Annotated in this window: 15 protein-coding genes; 6 read left to right on the top strand and 9 right to left on the bottom strand. The window is 38.2% G+C overall.

Annotation, left to right across the window (positions count from 1 at the left end; genetic code table 11):
* Nucleotides 1-104: 104 nt before the first annotated feature.
* The gene (locus tag WA1_RS06460) at nucleotides 105-2,249 is read left to right on the top strand and encodes a peptidase domain-containing ABC transporter (RefSeq protein WP_066612771.1); all 2,145 of its coding nucleotides are present in this window, start codon (nucleotides 105-107) and stop codon (nucleotides 2,247-2,249) included.
* Between the two features lie 487 nt (nucleotides 2,250-2,736).
* Here WA1_RS06460 and WA1_RS06455 read toward each other — a convergent pair whose 3' ends face one another.
* Both WA1_RS06455 and WA1_RS06450 read right to left on the bottom strand, forming a co-directional pair.
* Nucleotides 2,737-3,474 (bottom strand): S8 family peptidase, encoded by a 738-nt coding sequence (locus WA1_RS06455; protein WP_272819413.1) that lies wholly within the window; start codon nucleotides 3,472-3,474, stop codon nucleotides 2,737-2,739.
* 237 nt (nucleotides 3,475-3,711) lie between these two features.
* Nucleotides 3,712-5,112, bottom strand: coding sequence for an IS4 family transposase (locus tag WA1_RS06450; protein WP_026135398.1), 1,401 nt, complete (start codon nucleotides 5,110-5,112; stop codon nucleotides 3,712-3,714).
* Between the two features lie 105 nt (nucleotides 5,113-5,217).
* Here WA1_RS06450 and WA1_RS06445 point away from each other — a divergent pair, with 105 nt between their 5' ends.
* The gene (locus WA1_RS06445) at nucleotides 5,218-5,598 is read left to right on the top strand and encodes a hypothetical protein (protein ID WP_017750188.1); all 381 of its coding nucleotides are present in this window, start codon (nucleotides 5,218-5,220) and stop codon (nucleotides 5,596-5,598) included.
* A gap of 29 nt (nucleotides 5,599-5,627) precedes the next feature.
* Here the strand turns inward: WA1_RS06445 and WA1_RS06440 are convergent, their stop codons facing one another.
* The 7 genes from WA1_RS06440 to WA1_RS06410 form a co-directional block, all read right to left on the bottom strand.
* Nucleotides 5,628-7,076, bottom strand: a complete 1,449-nt coding sequence (locus WA1_RS06440) for a S8 family serine peptidase (protein WP_066612765.1) — start codon at nucleotides 7,074-7,076, stop codon at nucleotides 5,628-5,630.
* Nucleotides 7,077-7,485: 409 nt separating this feature from the next.
* Nucleotides 7,486-8,157, bottom strand: coding sequence for a tetratricopeptide repeat protein (locus tag WA1_RS06435; protein WP_017749595.1), 672 nt, complete (start codon nucleotides 8,155-8,157; stop codon nucleotides 7,486-7,488).
* 169 nt (nucleotides 8,158-8,326) lie between these two features.
* On the bottom strand, nucleotides 8,327-8,818 hold the full coding sequence (locus WA1_RS06430) for a hypothetical protein (protein ID WP_017749596.1): 492 nt from the start codon (nucleotides 8,816-8,818) through the stop codon (nucleotides 8,327-8,329).
* Between the two features lie 604 nt (nucleotides 8,819-9,422).
* Nucleotides 9,423-9,743 carry a hypothetical protein gene (locus WA1_RS56675; protein WP_017749597.1) on the bottom strand — a complete coding sequence of 107 codons (321 nt, stop codon included), beginning with the start codon at nucleotides 9,741-9,743 and terminating at the stop codon, nucleotides 9,423-9,425.
* Nucleotides 9,744-9,804: 61 nt separating this feature from the next.
* A complete protein-coding gene (locus WA1_RS06420) occupies nucleotides 9,805-10,428 on the bottom strand; it encodes a Uma2 family endonuclease (protein ID WP_017749598.1) in 624 nt (207 codons plus the stop codon).
* A gap of 2 nt (nucleotides 10,429-10,430) precedes the next feature.
* Complete coding sequence (locus tag WA1_RS06415; protein WP_017749599.1) at nucleotides 10,431-10,664, bottom strand: helix-turn-helix domain-containing protein; 234 nt, start codon at nucleotides 10,662-10,664, stop codon at nucleotides 10,431-10,433.
* A 65-nt stretch (nucleotides 10,665-10,729) separates the two neighbouring features.
* A complete protein-coding gene (locus tag WA1_RS06410; RefSeq protein ID WP_017749600.1) occupies nucleotides 10,730-15,463 on the bottom strand; it encodes a tetratricopeptide repeat protein in 4,734 nt (1,577 codons plus the stop codon).
* A 295-nt stretch (nucleotides 15,464-15,758) separates the two neighbouring features.
* Here WA1_RS06410 and WA1_RS06405 point away from each other — a divergent pair, with 295 nt between their 5' ends.
* The 4 genes from WA1_RS06405 to WA1_RS06390 all read left to right on the top strand — a co-directional run bounded on the left by WA1_RS06405 (nucleotide 15,759) and on the right by WA1_RS06390 (nucleotide 21,933).
* Complete coding sequence (locus WA1_RS06405; RefSeq protein WP_017749601.1) at nucleotides 15,759-17,174, top strand: hypothetical protein; 1,416 nt, start codon at nucleotides 15,759-15,761, stop codon at nucleotides 17,172-17,174.
* A gap of 43 nt (nucleotides 17,175-17,217) precedes the next feature.
* Nucleotides 17,218-18,579: a DUF1822 family protein gene (locus tag WA1_RS06400; RefSeq protein ID WP_026135332.1), complete on the top strand. Its 1,362-nt coding sequence runs from the start codon at nucleotides 17,218-17,220 to the stop codon at nucleotides 18,577-18,579.
* Nucleotides 18,580-18,800: 221 nt separating this feature from the next.
* A complete protein-coding gene (locus WA1_RS06395; protein WP_066612762.1) occupies nucleotides 18,801-21,263 on the top strand; it encodes a CHASE2 domain-containing protein in 2,463 nt (820 codons plus the stop codon).
* A complete protein-coding gene (locus tag WA1_RS06390; RefSeq protein ID WP_017749604.1) occupies nucleotides 21,253-21,933 on the top strand; it encodes a DUF928 domain-containing protein in 681 nt (226 codons plus the stop codon). Before WA1_RS06395 ends, WA1_RS06390 begins: the two co-directional genes overlap by 11 nt.
* Nucleotides 21,934-22,061 lie beyond the last annotated feature (128 nt).

The following is a 22,061-nucleotide window of genomic DNA, read 5'->3' as shown; positions in this document are numbered from 1 at the left end:
AAAAAACTTTGATTAGATGAAGCGCTGCTTTGAGCAACAAAAGCTAAAAGTGGGAATACTAATCAAGTTGAAAACACTATGCCTTGACTAACCGCAACTACTAAATGAGATACCAAATAGTCTTGCAACACGGTGAAGAAGATTGTGGTGCTGCTTGCATTGCCACAATTGCCAAACATTACGGGCGCACCTTTGCAATAAGCCGCATTCGGGAAGTTGTTGGTACCGGACAACTAGGTACGACGCTTGTGGGTTTAAGACGTGGCGCAGAAAGCCTTGGTTTTAATGCCCGACAAGTCAGAGCAGCGCCTCAATTGATTGATAAACTCAGTGAAGTCCCTTTACCTGCGATCGTCCACTGGAAAGGTTATCACTGGGTTGTTTTGTATGGGCAAAAGAAAAAAAAATATATTATTGCTGACCCAGGCGTAGGGATTCGCTACATTAGTCATGATGAATTAACAACAGCTTGGGCAAATCGCATCATGCTGTTACTCGTACCGGATGAAATCCGCTTTTATCAACAAGAGTCAGATAAAATTGATGGCTTCAAGAGATTATTAACACGAATTTTGCCCTATCGCAATATTTTGACTGAGGCAATTGTCATTAACTTAGTGATTGGGCTTCTTGCCCTTGCAAATCCTTTTCTCATTCAAATCCTGACTGATGATGTATTAGTACAGAATGATACGCATCTTCTAACGAGTGTGGCTATTAGTGCCGCAGTCATGAATATCTTTAGTAGTACCTTAAAGCTGGTACAAACTAACCTAATTGCCCAATTTGCCCAACGTTTGGAATTAGGATTGATCTTGGATTTTGGCAGACAAATTTTGCGCCTTCCCCTAACTTACTATGAAACCCGTCGGAGTGGCGAAATTGTTAGTCGGCTTAGAGATATTGAAGAAATTAATCAGTTAGCTTCTCAAGTTATTCTCCACCTTCCCAGTCAACTGTTTGTTGCGTTGATATCCTTGGGCTTTATGTATTTTTATAGTTCAAAATTATTTTTTTTAGCTATAGCAATTGCTCTGTTAATGACTTCAACGACATTAATTCATTTACCAAAGTTACAACGTCAAATTCGTGACATAATTGTTACAAAATCAGAAAATCAAGGGGTATTAATAGAAAGTTTTAAAGGCGTACTTACCCTCAAAACTGCCAATGCAGCACCTCAGGCTTGGGAAGAAATCCAATACCGTTTTGGTAGTCTCGCTAATCTTAATTTTAGGACAATTCAAATTGCAATTACTAATAATGTGTTTTCTAATTTAATTTCTGGAGTAGGTAGTATCGCTATACTTTGGGTGGGTAGCAATTTAGCGATCGCGCAGGAATTAAGCATTGGTCAGCTTTTGGCATTTAACAGCATGAGTATTAACGTGACAATATTAATCGATACCTTGATTGATATTATAGAAGAATTCACTCGCGTACAAACAGCTGCTCAACGCATTACAGAAGTTATAGACACGACTCCTGAAGACCAAAACGAACAACGCAAGCCTTGGGCAGACATTCCTAGCGATACAGAAATTATCTGTACGAAAATACATTTTCATCATATTGGGAGAGTCGAATTATTAGAAAATTTTTCCTTAACAATTCCTGGAGGTAAAGTTACTACATTAATTGGAAGATCGGGCTGTGGCAAAAGCACATTAGCTAAACTCATTGCTGGGTTATATCCTCTCAAATCTGGTAATATTTGCTATGGAATTTACAACCAGAAAGATTTATCTTTAGAATGCAGGCGACAGCAAGTGATATTAGTTCCCCAAGAAACTCATTTCTGGAGCCGTTCTATCCTAGATAATTTTCGGTTCAGCTACCCCAATGCATCTTTTGAACAAGTCGTTAAAGCTTGCCAAATTGCTGGAGCCGACGAATTTATTAAAGAACTACCAGATAACTATCAAACTATATTAGGAGAATTTGGTGTTAATCTCTCCGGAGGGCAAAAGCAGAGATTAGCCATAGCTAGAGCGCTTGTTGCCAACCCATCCGTACTTATTTTAGATGAATCAACGAGTGCGCTAGATCCCATATTAGAAGCAGAAGTTTTAGATAAAATTTTATACGATCGACAAGGTAAGACGACAATTCTTATCAGCCACCGCCCCAGAGTTATTGGGCGAGCAGATTTTATAGTACTCTTAGAGAAAGGGCAAGTCAAAATACAAGGCAGTCCCGAAGAATTGCATTCTCAACCAGGACAGCATTTAGAATTTTTAACACCTTAAGTTGGGAACTTGAAAACCGCAACTGTCAAATGCTCCCAAATAGCAGGGTATGCACCACCCCAAAGACCATCTAAGATGCAGCAGGCTCATTCAACAAGCCCGACATCTCCAAAACCCGTTGCGACCAAGAGTTAGCTTCAACAGCCACTTGATTAAGAACAATGTTAAACAATGAAAATCTTTAATTTCTCTTGTACTACAATATAACCAACTTTAACAGCAAATATATTGACAACACATAAAAATAGTTTACTGACAATTAACTAAGTTTAGAAAAAACAGAATCGTTTGTGAAGATGTTACACAAACGACTTTATATAAATGAGTAAAATGCACCTTATTTTTGAATTGGAAATAAATCAATAAATAAGTACGTTTGTATTGCTACGACTATTTCAACTCCCAGAAACAACATTGCGGTATTACTCAAGAAAGGGGAATTGAACGACTTGGGTTTCCCTACATCCACAATGATGAAATAATTTGATTACGGTTTCACTTTCTCTAGAGCAGCCTCAGCGTCGATCAAACCACTACCAAAATAATACTGCTCTGGCGACACAGGTTTTGTTTTAATAAACACACCAGAAGGACGGACAAAGGGAAAATCGGCAGCTGCACCAAACCCAGTCTCTGCTTGTAAGCGGTAACGATTAATATCTGCCTTACTCAGCGTTAACCCGCTGTAACCTGCAGTGGATTTAAGAATTTTGACAAAACTATCTCGATTTAATCGCCGTTGTGGGTCTTTTCCTTTCATCAGAGCTACTACACCTGATACAATCGGAGCTGAGAAGGAGGTTCCCTGAACTTGTACGTATTTGCCCATCGGGTCTAATGCCACACCCCATGCATAATCAGGCAGATTAATTCCTTTCCAAAAACCTTCTAGGAAAGTGCCTCCAGTAGTGAGAATTCCACCACTAGGAGAAGTTGCTAACTCTCCACCAGGGGCGACAACTTCCAATCCACCACCGTAGCTACTGTACATGGTGCGATTGCCCATAATATTTGTTGCCCCTACTGACACAACACCAGGTATTGCTGCTGGGAAACTAACACCATCTAAGTTGTTGTTACCCGCAGAAGCGATAATGACTATTTTGGGATTATTATCCAGTACATCAAAAATTTGCTCGGTTAATCCTTCATCTGGAAGCAAACCACCCAAACTCATATTAATCACATCTGCACCGCGTGCATTGGAATAACCTATTGCTTCAATTAACGATGCAGAATCGATCTCAATACTGCTCGGTTAAGGGAAAGTGAAGCCTAAAATTCCGAAGAAACTGTTCTCGTTTTATTTACGAGAACAAAAATGAGAGAAATTTGTATAAATGAACCCACAAGAGATGAGCAAGTATCTCTCAAGAATGTTTATATTTAATTGAAAAAATCTCTAAACCTTGTCCCTTTTAATTTTCTATCTAGTTCAACTATCTTCTACTACTAGATGATGTCAACTAGCGGTTGTAAAAATTGTAAAAGATAGTTGTTGCCGGGGAGTATAATTATTTCTATGACATCGTTTTTTAGTTTTAAATTTAGAACGAGTTTTCTTGATTACCCTCGGATTAGTTCTGCCTGAGGTTGGTGGTATTTGTAAGTCTAAGATTTCCCAGATTAACCAGCTAAAATATATATTCATATTCTCAAGAGAATGATTAACTTGCTGTTGAAACTGAGGAATAGCACGTCTGACAACTCTTAGAGAACTGGTAAAACTTAAACTTAGGGGAGATATTCCCTTGATTGCTGCACTTTGAAACATTAAATAACGTATACAATAGTGTCCTAGTAACCAACCATAAATTTCTTGGATAACTTCACGAGGATTCTTCGAGCGGATAGGAATTTTACGACCGTTCAGATGGACTTTTAACTCATCCAAGGTGTTCTCAGCTTCCCACCGTTGATGGTATTCTTGGGCTAAGAGCAATGCAGGAAAAGTTGAAATATCCATCAAATCAGTTACTAAACGATACACCTTTTCTACACCCTCAACTTCAATAATATATTCAATGACACGAACAGGTATTTTCGTCGCTCCCTTCTTTCTTGACTTTCCATCAGGAGCAAGCCAACTTAGATAGGAACCATCAGGAAAAGCTTTAACAAACTCAAATTTTACATGAGATGGCACGCGACCAAGAATATGACATTTTTGTTTGATTGCAGCATGAATCATTTTAAATGAGTGCAGTCCTCTGTCCCACATTAACAACATACTCTCCTCAACACTTCTTAATAGCTTTAAAGCTCCTTTTCTCTCTCCAATTCGATATGGACAACAAAATATGTCGATAATTAAATGAGTTCCTGCTTCGACTAAAAAAGTTAACCTAGCTTTGGGAAAAGCCGGATTTGTACCAGGACGAGAACCAGGGTAACCAAATACTTTAGCATTAGTTTCTGTATCAGGAACATCAAAAACTGTGCCATCCAAAGCCATTATTCTCAGTCCACCCAAAAAAGCACCTGGTGTTTTAATTGTTGCTAAAGGTTTTGCAACAATTTCAAATAAACGAGTCATAACAGCAGCACCAATTCGTTGTCTAGCTTCACTTATTGATGAAGATGTTGGTATCTTAAAACGTCTCTTAAAGGGGATTTGCAAAGAATTAAAACCCTGAATGAGATTTTTCAATACATCCACGATTGAATCGGAGGACCAAAAACTCATGGCGATTACTAGAGAGATTACTACGTGTGTAGGAAGTATTCTTTGACGCCGTGCGGTACTACTCGTTGTTGTAATCGCTGCCATAATCGACTCGGTAGGGATGATCTGGTTAAGAGCCAGCAGTAATTGTGCCCGATTTAGGATTTGATTGTTGAATTCAAAGTTAACTAGCATCATTAGCACTCAGTTTTGAAGTGAAATTTCGTATAAGATAATATTGATTAAAACACTTTTTGTTCTCGTAATCTATTCGAGAACTCTATCTTTCCCCAATTCCAATTGATGCCTACGAAAACTGACGATATTATTGCCAGAGCCGAACTCTTACAGCAAGCGATCGCTACTCTACAACTACAAATTCAACAAATTCAAGCTTCAGGAGAAGTTGCACCCGAAGGTTGTTGTGTCCTGCGCTACCAGGCACGCGGTCAAAAAGGAACTTACTGGTACTATAAGTTGCACGCTCAAATGCCGATTTTCCCTACGCAAACTCCTAATAAATTAAGTAAATATAAGCATTTGGGGAAAGCTGGAAGCCCCGCTCATATTGATGCTGTTATGCAAGTTACACGAAGAATGCAAATCGACACCTTAAAAAATACGATTCATTCTCTCAGACAAAACTGGATAGATTTGTACGAAAGTCTCAAAGACAAAAAATAACCTTGCCCATCCGCTTTCAGTTATCGTTTTTAATACGCGAACACATTTGACACTGTTTTACCCTTTATTTCCCTTAACCGAGCAGTATTGGAATCGATCTTACCTGCCAATCCAAACACTCGCACGGGTAAAATTTTGGCATTGGGAGCCACCCCTAACACACCAGACTTATCTTGAGAGTTAGCAGCAATGACACCTGCGCTCCAAGTGCCATGAAATTCACTAGCAACTTGATTCCGAATGTAATTTTTGAGAAAAAGTGCGATATCGCTCTTGGAAGCACTAGGAAATTTCTGCTTTAAAACCTCAGCAAGAGACGCATATTTCTTAAGTAATTCTTCTGTTGAAAGCTTAAACGTATTTTGGAAATGCGCCTGTATTGTTGCAAGTTCATCGACGGTGAGGCGGGTATCTCCATCACCCTCTTCTCCACTAGAAAAATCCCAACCGTATTCTTCATTCGGTAACTTGTCAGGGCTATTTCCAGAATTGTAGAGATTCTTCACTAAGTCTGGATGATCCCACTGTATGAGGCTATCAATCACCGCAACGACTACATCACGACCACCGTTGCTTTTTTTCCAAGCTTCGGTAGCGCGGATGTCTGTACGGGGTAACAACTGACCTCTCCGAGGAGTGCTGTTGAGATGCCATTGTAAGGGTAGTAAAGATGTAGTATGGGGTGTGTCTTTGGGTTGAGGTAGGGTGGCGAGTAGACTTTGCAGGTGTGTGTTGGCGTTAGGAGTTTCTTTTAATGAATCTGATACTAGAGTTTGGTAGGATGTGGACTGAATAAAGTTGGGAGTTGCTGACTGTATTCCCGCCATATCAGTTAATTGATTAGCAACAGCAAGAACTGCTGTACCAGATACGGATTTAGGACGTACTAAATAATGATTTTTAGTAAAACGTAGCGGTCTAACAACTTCTAAATTATTGCGTAATAAAATTAACTGCTTTTGGCTCTCTGATAGTTTTGATTCAAAGTTAACGACAATTTCATTTGGTAGCACAATTGTTTGTTGCGTTTCTCCTGACTGGCTATCACCTAAAGTCCGAGTTAAGACGGGTAGAGTTTCTTGGACATAGGGTTGCTTTTGGATTTGCTGTTGTAAGTTTGCGACAGAACTACGAGTTGATGTTGGCAGTTTTACTAAGGCAAAGTTAGAACCTAAAGGGTTTACCTCTACGTTTAAACCAGTTCCTTGACTGGTGCTGCGAGTTCCACTGCTAGGCGATCGCAAATCATCTTGTAGTTGCTGAAATAGTGCTTTTCCTCGCGTCCTTACGGGTTTAAAAGCCACTGCTACAGTATCTTGGCGCAGTGATAAAGGAATTGTTTGACCGTAAAATGTGTAGTACAATTTATCAGTTTTCTGGGCTTGCGCGGAAGCTTGGTGTTGCAGGGGTAAAATTGTTACGTTGCCAATACCAAGAAGATAGCTGGTTATAGCAATGCTGGAGATAAGACGTTTCACAAATACTTCCTCCTCATTTGGGTGTTAACAGTTAATTTTGTTTTTGGCGTTCTGAACCGATACCAAGGATAATATTGAGATTGCGATCGCTAATATCCAAACTGCGATTTCTCACTTCAATGGCACGGTTGATATTGCCTTGAGCGTGGTAGGCATAAGCTTGTAATCTTCATATCGAGAATTTCTTTTGCTGTTAATAGTCCATCGTCTGAAGTAAGCTTGAGCGTGAGCCAAAAGCTAGAGCGCCGGTACAGTATTCACTCGTTGGGCGAAAAACCCGGTTTCTATCGTAGAAAAGACTAATTTTTCGTTAAGCAAACACAGAAGAAACCGGGTTTTTGGGAGTTGACGTAAGCTCAATCGTGAGCCAAAAACTAGTAAGTCCTGGCAAAAGCAGCAAAAACAATTTTTAAGCCGTTTGAATTTTTTTAAACACATTTAAAGCTTGTTCCGCAGCTTCAGGGTTTCCTTGTTTTTGATAAAGTTCGGCAGCTTTTTGTAAATCAGATTTTGCTTCATCTGTTTGAGCTAAATTCGCTAAAGCGATACCTCGCCAAAAATAAGCGTGAGCAAATTCTGGTTCCATTTTGATGGTTTGCTCAAAATCTGCAAGCGAGTCGCGATATTTTTCTAGTTGAACGCGAGCAAATCCTCTGCCAAAGTAAGGATAAGCGGAACTAGGGTCAATACGTATCGCTTGCTCAAAATCTGCAATTGCTGTTTCATATTGTCCTAATTGGGTGTAAGTAAATCCTCGAAAGAAGTAAGCTGCAAAGTTATGTGCATCAATTTTTAAGACTGCATTACAACCTTCGAGTGCTTTTTGAAAATCTCCTTTATCTAAATCTTGTGATATTTGAGTTAATAACGCATCTACATTATTAGCATTACGAGCTTTGGGAGAAGAATTGAGTTTGGACAGTGGTTCGATTTTAGGTAGTTTTAACTGGGGTTTTAATTTAGTATTTGCTTGTGTCACAAGCAATGCATTAGAATCGCTTAGGCTACCCGCAAAAGTTTTGGGAATAAAAAGCATTGTTCCGACAACTGCGATTACTGCTGCTAATTTTAAGCTTTTCATTTTGTCTAATCCTTGATATTTGTTGATGTTGGGTTAATGTTAGATGAATGAAGTTTTACTAAGATAAATAAATGCACCCGTTAAAATTATGTTTTGCTCGCTCACAGGGATATGTATTTCTAGAGGAAAAGAGGATATGCCAAAATGTATCTCTTTTTAACTAAAATTTTTAAAACCGATAGCCCACACCAGCTTTCCAAAGTGTTCCTCCCCCATTGATGAAATAAGTTGCATCAGCATACAGCACGACATCTTTGCTAACTGCACCTTCTGCACCACCTTGCAATACTGCTCCTGTACCGAAGGAAACTGAGGAAACGCTATCGTTTACAGTCAGCGCAGAACCACCGACTCCTGCATAAATATTTACATCTTTTGCCACACCAAAGTCATAGGTAACTGTAGGGAGCGCTAGAGTTGCACAGACATCACTTTCACAAGCACCTGTTACAGTAGCACGGATAGAAATTGGTAAATTTTTAAAGTCAATACGTCCTGTCACCGCAGGTAGAACACCACTTCCATCTCCGTTAATTCCCACTCCGATATAGCTTCCATCCATTCCAGTTGCAGCACTTGCTGATTGAGTTGAAAATAAAATTGGAATGCAAGCGATCGCAGAAGCCGCAAAAATAGTTCCTAAAGATTTGAGAGCCTTCATTGTTGTATACTCCTTAATATTTGCGATGAGAAAAATTCTAAGAAGACGAATGGTTAAACCTGTTAAAATACATGAATTACAGGTTATTTCTGACTTGAGGTGATTCCTCTTTGCTCGCTCGTATTTATATATTTCTGAGGTTTGAGAGGATATGCCAAAATTGGAGACTTTTTTGGCAATTATTTGTAAGCTAACTGATAAATTAGCCCAAAATGCTTATAAAATAAGGCTTGAGGCTCTTTAAGAATTTTAGGAAATATTTTCTTTCAACAAAGTTTTTTAGATATTTTGAAAATCTGGACTGCGAACACACAGAAAAACATAAAAATACCCAGATAATTTATCTGAGTATCTTCTAAAAATATGATTGCTGGTCTTTAAATACTCTCCAATACTGCTCGGTTAACAATAGTCGAAGTCCCAGAAACCCGGTATCTCCAAGATACCGGGTTTCTAATTCTCGCAAATCCTACAGTATTGAAATACTCTCTACTTATTGCGACTTGTTGCACTCTGTTTTCATCTGTTGCAGAATATCTTGACGTATCTTCAGTAACTCTCTGGAAGGCTTTTCTACTGAGTAAGCTTGCTGTAACGCATCAGCCTATAATTCTCGTTGTATAAAATAGTTAGTCTTGGCGAGTGCGATCGCCTCTGTATTGGCTCCTTTAGCTTTTTGTTCTGCTTCCAAACTTTTTAAGTTATTAGCTATGCTCTGTCTTTCTTGTGGTTCCATAACCTGAAATTTAACAAGAAAGGCAGAGGGCATCCGTGCTGATGGCATTCGGGAAAATCCCTTCTCCGATTGCCCGAACCCAAGGGTCTCGACCAGCGGGAAGCCTTGCGGTTTAAGTCCCCCACCACGCATCTTGATTTGGTGGCTTTCGTTTAGATGGGGGTTGAATCCCCATCTATAACGAAACATAAATGCCCTCTGCCTCCAGCATAGATGCCTTCTTCAAATAATCGTTCATTTTTCAGATTTTTCAATAACGCGCTGAAAAAATTTGCTCTACAGTCAGATTTAAATCTGGAAATGTTGACGACTCTATACGGTCGTCTCCTCTAAATTGTTTGCTACGATATTCACCCTCATTATTTAAAGAGTAAATTGTGAGTGTTGGCTGTTTGGGGTCGCCTATCAATAGCTTGCTACCCAAAGCAGCATAATCCACAATCCAATATTCTTGGATACCCATTTCTTCATAATCAGCAAACTTTTTGTGATAATCATCACGCCAGTTTGTACTAACTACTTCTATCACTAATGGTATTGATTCATGTTGAGTTAAGATAGACTCTTCTTGCCAGCGTGGTTCGTTTACTAAATTGGAAAGATTCATCACAAGAATATCTGGAAAGTATCCTGAGTGTTTATTTTCAGGCTGTACTAGTGCCTTATTCGATATACCGTATTTGAGCTTAAGTCTTACAAATTCGTATCCTAAAATCGCTGCTAAAAAAGCAATAATTTCTTCATGCTTTCCTTTGGGTTGTGGCATTTGAATAATATCACCGTCGTATAATTCGTAGCGAATATTTTCTGGTTGTGTTTTTAAAAATTCTACAAATTCATCGAATGTGACTAGTTTTTGTAGTGCTTGCGTCATAATTAATTAGCCTCTAAAGTTTCAATTTTTTCAAATAAATCACCTGGTTGGCAATTAAGAGCTTGACAAAATAATGTCAATGTTTCAAATGGTATGCTACGCATTTTTTGTTGTTCATATTTTTGAATATTGGTGACAGACATCTCACAAATACGTGCTAACTCGTTTTGTGATAAACCTCTCAAATTTCTAATTTCTTTAAGTTTGAACATAAGTTTTATTTTTAATTCAATCATTGACTGATATATTACCACAACTAACAATAGCATAACTATTGGTATTAGTTATGCTATATTAATTTTTAAAGTCCATTGCCAATTAAAATGAATGGTGCCCAGTAATAAGGATGTGCATAAGTTGTTCTTGAGGTTTGATTTTTAGTTGGTTTTCCTGGTATTCCCTCTGGAATAATGCCGCCGCCACGTTTAATATCTTCCAGTGTGACTTCTTTGCTATAAAGTAGCGAGAGTTGAGCCATACGTAGTGCTTCAGCTTTAGTAATTGGCTGTCTGCTGGTTCTCATGTACTTATAAAAAGTTTGCATTGTTTCAGCAGTGCTTTGATCTGCAACTTGCCACAATGAAGCTATGACGGATTTTGCACCACTATTCAGGAAATGATAAGCGAGACTGCCAATTTCTACACCATCATGAAGCGAGCTAGCAAGCGCAGTTTGACAGGCTGACAGTACCACGAGGTGAATTTCACTTAAGCCTAAAGTTGCTATTTTGAGAATTGAAATTTCTTCCTTTCCTGATAGTATATATGATGCATCTTTTTTGCCAGGAACAAACTCACCGTGAGTTGCAAGGTGTAAGATATTGTGTCCAGCTAGGTTATCGCGCAAAGTCAGGAAGGTGAAGTTATTATTGAGGAAGGGGCGTGAGTATATACCCTTATCTCTAGTGTTAGTTTTGGCGATCGCATTGAGTTCCTGCGGTACGTTTGGGAGCGAACCAAACTTGGGAGGTGCAGCATCGGAGAGTCCCATTGCCAAGACAGAAGCGTTTAGTGGAAATTTGTCGGTTGTGTTGGTTAAATCTGAGGAAAATACGTTGTAAATAGTATAGTTTTCAATCAGGTAGCGCTCGCCGTTAAATAGAGCGCTCATTGGTATGTAACGAATAGCGCTATCGAGTGCGAAGACCAAATTTTTTACCTTATTAGTCTTTAATTCGGATTCTAAGGGTTTAATGAGCCAGGTGTTAAGTTGTTGACTGACAGGCTTAATTTTGGCAATCTCTGCGGAACCACAAATTCGTTTCTCGCATTCTTCCATAAGTTTGCGGAACTCTTTGACTTGATTGTCTAACTCTTTACGAGTCACGGGAACTTCTATAACCATCCGTCCTTTGTCGAAATACGTCAGCAACCAGAGTTTTTCCTCTCTCACAAAAGGATAAATCATGATTGTATTAGATTGCGCTTTGACGACTTCCTGAGGTTTTGGGCTGTTGGGACGGAACGCGCTAGGATCTTTGCTGAGGCGATCGCCTATTTCTTTGTCAATTTCCTTTAACTTGCGGTTAGTCTCTTGCAGTAATGCAGTTAATTGGTCATTAAGTTGGCTAAGTTGTTGGCATTTTGTCCGTTCGCACTCGCGGATTTTTCCGGCTAAAGCGATTACTGTTTGATTCCCTGTCTGGATTTGCTTCTCGACATTTGCTAGTGGTAATTGTGGTTTACCAGTTATATTACGAGCAAAATCTTTTACTTCTTGTATTTTTATTAAATCCATAACTTGTTGTGCTTGTGCGTATCGCACTTGCGCGTCATCTTTTCTCCCCTGTGCTTCTGCTTCTTGACCTTGTTTAATTAACAAATCTGCCAATTCTTTATAGACATCAGCAGTTTTTACTCGATTAAAATCAACCGTTGCATTTAAGAAAGATTTTTGTATTTCTGGCGTTAAACCTTTAACCCCACGACGCACTTCTTCAATGCTGTTGATAGCATCTTTATAGTAAGCGATCGCGACGTTAGGTTGATTTAAATCGCGGTAAATACGAGCTAGTCCGGCGTAAATTCCTGAATTTTCACCTACAGTTTTAGCTGAAATTTTAATTACTAAAGCCTGATTATATGCTTGTATTGCTTCCTGTGTTCTACCAGACTTGCGATGGATATTTCCTAAGAGTGTAAGTGCTATTTTTTCATATTTAGGACTTTGGGATTTCCTGGTAATTGCTAAAAATGTTTGTGCTGCTTCCATCGCTTTTTGGTCATTATTCAAATCACCATAGCCTAGGCTTAATACTACATTGGCTATCATTTCCTGCCCAATCAGTTTACTCTTTTGAGAAATAGCTAGTCCTTGTTGAGCAAATCTAATAGTTTCTTGAGGCTCTCCTTTTAAAAAAGATACATAACCAAGTAAAAGCAAACTCGTTCCCTCTACTTGAGAATTTTTCATTCTTTGGGATGTAGCAAGTGCTTGTTGAGAGAATTCTATACCTTGTTTGTACTCTCCTAATTCTATGTAAAATGCAGCTAGATACGCTAGTGAATTATACTCACTCATTGGATTTTTATTTTGCTTAGCAGTCGTTAAGCTTTGCTTTAGTAGCTCTAAAGCTTTCTGGTAATTTCCTTGAGCAATATAAATATCTTTCAGAATAATCAGAGAGTCTAATTTTAAATGAATGTTTTTATTTGTATCAGCAATTTTTAAAACTAAATTGGCAATTTCAGTAGCTTTGTTATAATTTCCATTCGCAGTGTAAACTTGCGCCAATTGTTTCAAAGCTTCCGTTTCTATACGAGAATTTTGACTCTGCTTACCGATCGCCAAGGCTTGCTGAAGAAAATTGATAGCTGTTTCCAACTCTTGTTGTTGAGTATAGACATTAGCTAACCCAATTAATGCTTCTGCTTTTAACTTTGGATTGTTGGAGGTGTTAACAAAATCAAAACGCTTTTGGGCAAATTGTAAAGCTTTATCATATTCACCGATCCAATTATAACATATGCTGAATAGCCAGTAAATTAATGATTTTGTTTGCCTAGCATTTGCTTGAATATTTTCAGGTAAATTGGCAATGTTAATTGTTTCTATTTTAGTTAACGCTTGCTGTGCAAACTCCATGCCTTTCTGATAATCTCCGAGAATAATATAGCTACCAGAAATCTCTCCCAAGGCTAATGTTTCTGAGACCGGGTTTTGAAGTTTGCGGCTGATTTCTAATTTTTTTTGGTTTAATTCAATTTTATTAATATACTTTCCTTGTGCATCAGAAATACTAGACAGAACAGATACAGCAATATCTTGTGCTGTCAAATTGTGAGATTGATGTGCAATTTTTAACCCTTGTTCAGCAAATTCTTGCGCTTTCTGTAAATCTCCTAATTCGATATAACCATTCCCTATCCAAATATAGGCATTACTTTGTATCTCCAGAACTTGTTTTTCAACTTCTGGTTGTTTCAGTTCTCTGGAAATATTTAATGCTTCTGGAGCTAAGATAATGACTTGGTTAGCTTGATTTGTCGCACGAGAATAATCTTTTTGTTCTGTAGCAAAGATACTACTTAAATTATACGCCCTCATGATTTGGGTAAGGATAGTCAGTTGTGCTGGACGGTTGTTGAGTGGTTGTCTTTGCAGGGCTAATGCTTGTTGGTAAAAAATAATTGCTTGGTCATATTGTTTTTGGATAAAGTAAACATCTCCTGTGGCGGTTAGAATATTAGCTTCTTGTAATTGATTCTTTGCTTCTCGTACAACAGGTAGCGCTTCTTGGTAGAATTTAATTACTTGGTCATACTGTTTTTGCTCAAAGTAAATAACCCCTATCATGGCGAGAATGTCTGCTTCAAGGGATTTATTTTTTACTTGTCGTGCAATAGGTAATGCTTGTTGATAGAATTTAATTGCTCGATCGTATTGTTTTTGATTATAGTAAATATTTCCCATTACCTTGAGAATATCTGCTTCAAGGGATTTACTTTTTACTTCTTGAGCAATAAGGAGTGCTTGTTGATAATATTTATTTGCTTGGTCATACTGTTTTTGATAAAAGTAACTATCTCCTATACTAGCGAGAACGGAAGCTTCTTGTGACCTCTTTTTGACCTCACGAACAATAGGTAGTGCTTGTTGGTAAAATTCAATAGCTTTATCATACTGTTTTTGATTAAAATAAGTATCTCCTATACTAGTGAGTATAGTAGCTTCAAAATCTCGAATTCCTGCTACTTGGATAAATGGTAATGCTTGCTGCCAAAATTTCAAGGCACTAACATATTGTTTTTGTTTGAAATAAACGAACCCTATCTGCATCAAACTGCTACCTTCCCCAGTACGGTTTCCAACTTCGCGATTCACCACTAAAGCTTTATTGAACCACTCCAAAGAATTGGGATAATCATCTATATTGTTGTAAGCAGCCCCTATCCTAAATAAAGTCAATCCCTCTTGGAATTTATCCCCCACTTCTTTATGTATAGCCAGCGCTTCTTGTAAAAGTTTCAAACCTTTATCTTGTTGTTTTAAAAAAATGTAAGTAAAGCCAAGTTTACTCAGAGTTACCGCTTCTCCAGCTTTATCTTTCACCTCACGGCGAATTTCTAAAGCTTGCTGTAAAGTTTTTAAGGCTTCCTCGTCTTTAAACAAAGCAAGGTAAACCCCACCAATATTATCTAGGGTTTCTCCCTCTCCAACACGATCTTTAATTTCTCTGCGAATCGTCAATGCTTGCTGTAAAACTTCTAATGCTTTTTCCTGTTGAACTAACCCATTGTAAACCTGTCCTATATTATTGAGGGTTTGTCCAACTCCAGCTTTATCTCCCAATTGTCTCCGCATTTCCAACACTCTGTTGTAAGTCTGCAACGCCTTCGGATATTCCCCACGTCGATACTGCTGTACCCCCTCTTGGAAGAGTTTATCCGCTTCCGCCTTACGGTTCTCAGGAGTCGGTGTTTGTGCAAAAGCTTGGGAGATAACTGTCTCGCCCGTTTTTAGTAGAGAAGGAACAGCAACAGACAAAAGCAAGGAAGACGTAATCAAAACAGCAAACTTCAGCCGATAGTTCATAGTTCACCTCTATGGTATTCAGAGTTACATAAAAAACACTTAGCTCTCGCTAGTGCTTTTGCGTAGAAATACTAGATTATTGTCTTACATCTATGTATATTTCTGGAGGAATGTGGGGTATGCAATTCTTGACACCAAGTCCAAACTTTACAGAAAAATCATCTTGAAAGGGGCTACGTAACATCTCCAGCCTCCATAAAAATGCATATCCCCAACCTGCACCAGAGTTAAAAAACAATGACAGCAACAGTTGGGGAGAACAGCCAAGTAAAAACTCATAATTAAAAACCAGGTCATGAACAACGTAGAATACTGGACTTTAGTCATGCTTAACAGCGCTGGAAATCGCCAACTTAGAGAAATCCAGATAGCGAAGACATTTTTTGTTGATACCTTAGCTGATTTAATCAATATAGCTCGAGTATCAGATACATTCATCCAAAAGCGATTACTAGAGGTATCTCATAATAATTCCAGTCAACAAAGTTTATTAGCACAACGCTGTTTACTCTGCTTTATTTCTTGGCAAGTTGAGAAAGTGTGTTTAAGTCTCGAACAGCAATTTGGTAATTTTCACGGCTTTACTCATCGCGATTTATTACCGTATGTTCTTGATGATGACGGTGGTTTGCAGCCTTCTACTACCTATCAATGTTTTGCTAGGGAAATTTTAAAAACGTTTAACCCTGAAAAAAGTAGCCTTAGTACTTGGACAAGTCGAAAAGTCAAACAGCATAAGCAACTTAATACATATTTATTAGAGTGTGGACTATATCTTGTCAGTGACTGGGCAATACTTAATGACACCAAACCTCAACAATTACAAAATATTTTAGGAGAATTTCATGGAATGACAAAAGTAGAAATTGAGCAAGCACAGAAACTTCTTGAAGCGTATCACACGATTTACCGAACTGAACGCTGGCGACAACGAGCAAATAAAGAAACCAGAGGAAGATGCAGTCCACCCACAATTGAACAATTACAAGAAATGACTGAGATTTTAGAGACAAAGGGGATTTATAGTTTATCGACCAAATCAGTGGTGCAAAAGTTACAACATCTTGCCACTTACCTACGTCAGTACCGAATTTATGTACGAGGTGGTTCATTTCATACAGATTCTTTAGATGAACAATTCCATGAAAATTCAACATTAATTGAGCAATTACCTGCTCCAAATTCGGGGAGTCTAGTTGTAGAGAATGATGAAACAAAAGATTTTTTGAAAACCTACCGCTTGCAAATGTTGAATTGTTTAGATAATGCCTTAAATGCAGTGACACAATCGCGAGTGAAAAAACTACAGAAAAAAGATGCAGATAAAGCAAATCAATTTCTGAAGGCGCTTCATTTATTTCACTGTGAAAGGTTGTCAATGAGCGCAATAGCTAAAAAATTAGGCTTACGCGCACAGGATGCAGTCACTCGTCTATTAAAACTTAAGGAATTTCGTGCTGATGTTCGTCAGGAAATGTTGATAAAATTGAAAGAGTCTGTCTTAGAGATAGCACAAAATTATTTGACTCTAACACGTCTGGCGCATTTAGAAGTGCAAATTACTGAAGCGCTTGATGAACAGATTACTCATGTCATATCCCAAGCAGAAGTTGAAGCCGCAAGTATACAAAGTCACTCAGCAATGAGTTCTTTTTCTGAAAGGCTTTGCAAAAAGTTGAATATCAATACTACTCGGATAGGGGAAAATTAGAACCCAGGTTTTTAGCACAAAAATAAGTACCAGTAAAAATACCATGAATATATTAACAATGTCAATGGAATTTGAACGATTACCAACTGAATCTATCTTGTTCGAGTCTGAAGAATTGAATCAGGCGGTAGAACTTAGCAGCCAAATTCCAGACAATTCACGTCAATGGCAAACATACATAAACGCTTTAGGGTTATTCACATTCGCCAAATGGCTTGAAGAACGGGATGAGAATTTGACAGTTAGTTGGGAAGAATCTACAATTGCAAATCGAGCACTTGCAAATGTAATATCTAGTGTTGCTAACCTCCAAGTTGGTAAATTCAACCTCTGTCTGATTACTGTTGGTAGTCTCTTTGAAGAGCAAGTTTCTTTACCCAGATTAGTCGTCGAGTTACCGGAATATGTTCCCCATTTCTATGTATTAGTGGAGGTTTTAGAGGAACAAGAATGTGGGATGGTTCGGGGTTTTATTAACTATCAACAATTATGGGAGAATCTTGAGAATGTCCAAAGAAATACTCAACTCGATTGGACATATAAAATACCTTTAACTTGGTTTGAAAAAGACTGCGAGCGCTTATTACTGTATCTACGTGTTCTAGAATCAGAAGCACTTCCCTTACCTACTGTACCAAGCGATCGCAAGCAACAGTTAGCAGCGAGCGAGAGGGAACTGGTGAGATTATTACCTCAGTTACAAGCACCTGAAAAAGAACTTTGGGAAATTTTAACTTGGGAACAGGGACGCGCAGTTTTAACTTCTCCTGAATTGCTTGAATGGGTATATAAATTGCAAAATAACAATTTAGAGTTAGAAAATATAGAGACGCAAACTTCTGCTTCCTTACAAACCTATCTTTCAGATTTTATCAAATTAATAACACAACCAGCAATAAATTTAGGACGGTGGTTATGGGATGAATTAGATGAAATAGGAGAATCGCTCTCATGGATATTATTACCAAGATTGACACCTGTTAGAGAATTCCGCAGCCCGGTAGAAGAATTTGAAGCGATTAAATCGCAGCTAGAAGCACAAGGTTTAGAAATTCCAACAGGAGCGCGGTGTGGGTATCATAATTTTCTCTTAGCTGGTATTCCTTTAAGAATATACGCCGTTGCATGGAATTTATCGACAAACAATAACCCGAACTCATGGAGTTTGCTGTTAGTTTTAGGCGTCCCCTCACCAAATACTCTACCTCATAATTTGAAGTTTCGAGTCAGCGACCAGACTTGTATTTTAACAGAAAAAGGGGTCAATCCAGAACAAGTTGAATCGTATTTGTATACCTGCGTCGTTGGGGATTGGAATGAAAAATTTATTGTGAGTGTGAGTATAGCGGATGGTGTAGAAGTCACTTTACCCCCATTCGTCTTTGATATTACGCAACCAGGTTAATTTACCAAAATTGAAATGTTAGTGCTGCGATCGCTTAGAGGATGTTTGATAAGTCATGATTAATGTATCAAATATTTTTTACCCCACCCTAACCCTCCCCTTGGAAAGGGGAGGGAAAAGGATACTGAGCAAAAACGACACTAAGTAAATTAACAAACCATGAAAAAACATCCTTATCTGTTACAACAAGAAGCATTGATGCTAGTTGAAGAGGCTGAATCATGAGTCATTTTTATCTCCAAGTGCAACAAGTTGATAAAAAATGTTTATTTCAACTTTCGTGGGGTACAGGACAACAAATAACTGCCGAAATTCCCTATCCTGAAACCATTATTTCATCCTATCAAGAATGGCAGCGAGTCTATCAGAATTTTTACAGTACACAAGAATTGCGAGGAAAAGTCGTCAATGTAGGCAGTATAGCCCCACCTACTGTTGACTGGCAAGCAAAATTAGTGCAAGCAGAAGCAAAACTTTTATATGAATTTCATCAATGGTTACGTAGTAAAGAATTATACGAAATTCGCTCAACTATTACCACAAGTGGTATAAACAAAGAGGTAAATTCTAACTCTAAAATTACCGCTACTGATGTTTTTATTAGTTGTAATTCTTCAGAATTAACCTATTTACCTTGGGAGGCGTGGGAAATTAGTACACAGTTTGCATCTGCAAAAGTTCGTATTGCACGTCAACCGATTAATGTCGTAACAAGTGGAAAGAAATATCCACATCGTCCCGGTAAAGCTAAAGTGTTAGCTATCTTTGGAGATGATAGAGGTTTAAATTTTGAAAAAGAACAACAAGCTATATTATCCCTTCAAAAGCTGATTGAATTTCATTTTATTTGTTGGAATCAAGGCAAAAATATTGATGAATTAAAACGCGAAATAGTGGAAACGCTTACTGCAAAACAAGGTTGGGATATATTATTTTTTGCTGGACATGGTAATGAAACTAATTTGACTGGAGGACAAATATCAATTGCACCAGATACAACTATATCATTAAGTGAAATTGAAAAACCACTCACTACAGCTATTCAGAATGGATTGCAGTTTGCATTGTTCAATTCTTGCAATGGATTGAGTATTGCTCGTAAATTGATTGAATTGGGTTTAAGTCAAGTTGCAGTCATGCGCGAACCAATACATAATCGCGTAGCAGAAGAGATATTTGTTCAGTTTTTGAATGCGATCGCTCTATACCAAGATGTTCATGACGCATTATTAGCCGCGTGTGATTATCTAAAAATCGAAAAAAATCTTACTTATCCCAGTGCTTATTTAATTCCCTCCTTGTTTCGCCATCCTGATGCTGAATTATTCCGGTTGCAACCCTTTGGGATTCAGCACCAAATAAAGCAGTGGTTCCCAACGCGCCGGGAATCATTGGCTTTCCTGACGTTATTAGTTTTAAGCTTGTTGACACCTGTGCAGGAAACTGTATTAGACTGGCAAATTGGAATACAAGCAGTTTATCGCCATATCACCCAACAAGTACCAAAAGAAGTATCTCAACCACCAGTCTTAGTAGTTCGTGTTGATGAAAAATCACTCAATGAAGGTAATGTTAAAGCAGACAAATTTAATCCTATCGATCGCAGCTATTTAGCAAAGATAATTGATAAATTGACGGCAAATAACGCCAAAATAATTGGTATCGATTATCTCTTAGATCGCGCAACAGATGAAGATAAAGCACTTGCAGAATCTCTTAAAAATTCAATAAAAAAAAATAACACATTATTTATTTTTGGTGCAATTTTAAATGAAGATGATAATCAAGAACAAGGAATACATAGAAATGTTGCTAGCCTAAATCAATCTTTACAGGGTTACGTTGACAAACTACCCGGACATATTTCCCTCTTAGATAAAAATACAAATTGCATTCAAACTTGTCCTTTTACTTACCTAATAGCATTAACTCACTCTCTCAATCAAGAAATTATTTTGCCCAAATTCCCAGAATTACAAAAATCAAATAGTAGCAATCTCCGAACAGATTTAATAAGGTTTATCAGCAACGAGGAAGTTAATCAATCTCTGACTCAAAACTTAAATAAATTACGTCTTCTCGAAGTCACGTCCTTTTCCCAATATCTTGGACAAGCTTGGTTATATCCAATCATTGATTATTCTTTACCACCATTACAAGTTTATCAAGTGGTTAGAGCTAGACATTTCGTACAACCAAACAATGCCAACATTAACCAAGAAAAACTCAAGCAGCAAGTTGTACTTATTGGTGCTGGTGGATATGATGAGGCTGGCTTATCCAAGTTTCATAGCGACAACTTCCCCTTACCTATGGGAGTTGCTTATTGGCGCTTTCAAAATCCTTCTGGTAATTATTCAGCGAACTTTACAGGAGTTGAAATTAATGCATATATGGTTCAGCATCTCCTCAAACAACACCTGATTATCCCAATTCCCGACTTATGGATGATTGGTATTGCTGCATTTCTGGGTAAAGGGACACAATTATTGCTTGCTAAACGTCAGTACACAAAACGCGGTAGTATATTTTTGCTTGCTTCACTTATAGGTGGAACCGGAGCTTACGCATTAATATCAATGCAAATGTATATATCAGCAAGTCTTGTATTGCCTCTATTTCTACCATCTGCCGCTTTCTGGTTTTATGTGTTACCTAACTTGAGGAAGAAAAATGATACGTAAAAAAAATGGTATTTGCACTTTGATGTTGGCAGGTGTAGCATCAATGTTAGTTTTCCCAGTGTTGATGACTCCGGAAACGACATCAGCTCAAACAACGCAACAGAGTTTTTCCTGGCAAACAGTTTTTGATAGTTTATTTGGTCGGAGAAAGCAACGTCCTATTTCGCGTCCAATACAACAGGGTGCTTTATGTTTTATCGCGCCTAGTCATCAAAAGGCAATTTATAGTACTCGTCCGCTTTTCTTGTGGAAGGGAACCCTGAAGAAAATCGCTGTGGCTAATTTAGGTAGCAATAATTATTTTTGGAGCGAGAAAATTAGCGGGCAAAAAAGCTTTGTGACCTATGCAGCTAAGGACAAGCTTCAACCAGGAGAAAGCTACGAATGGCAAGGATTTATCGGTGAGAATCCTGCAATATTAGCTCCGTTTCAAGTCATGGATTCACAACAGCGTCAAGTTGTCAACAATGAACTGAAGGCATTGGAAACGCGATCGCAAGCGAAAAACGCAAATAAGGAAGAAGTCGCACTCGAAAGAGCAAATTATTTTGTTCAAAAAGAATTGTGGTCTGATGCATTACAGGAAGCATACTCTGTACCAAATCCCTCAACCGAGTTATCGCAGCTTCTCCAAAAGTTACCAGATGAACTGTGTAAATCAAGCCCTTAGGCTTCTAGCCTAAAACTACATAAACAAAACTAATACTGAATCCTCGTCTTGTGCCCCCTTTATAATTTAGTCCGCGTAGGCGGACTTCGTTTGTATAGCCGCGATTTCCAATCGCTAGGCTAAAAGGG

Source organism: Scytonema hofmannii PCC 7110 (assembly GCF_000346485.2).
GTDB classification, from domain to species: domain Bacteria; phylum Cyanobacteriota; class Cyanobacteriia; order Cyanobacteriales; family Nostocaceae; genus Scytonema; species Scytonema hofmannii.
Note: the sequence above shows the minus strand (reverse complement) of the source record. Positions and strands in the feature narration are given on the sequence as shown.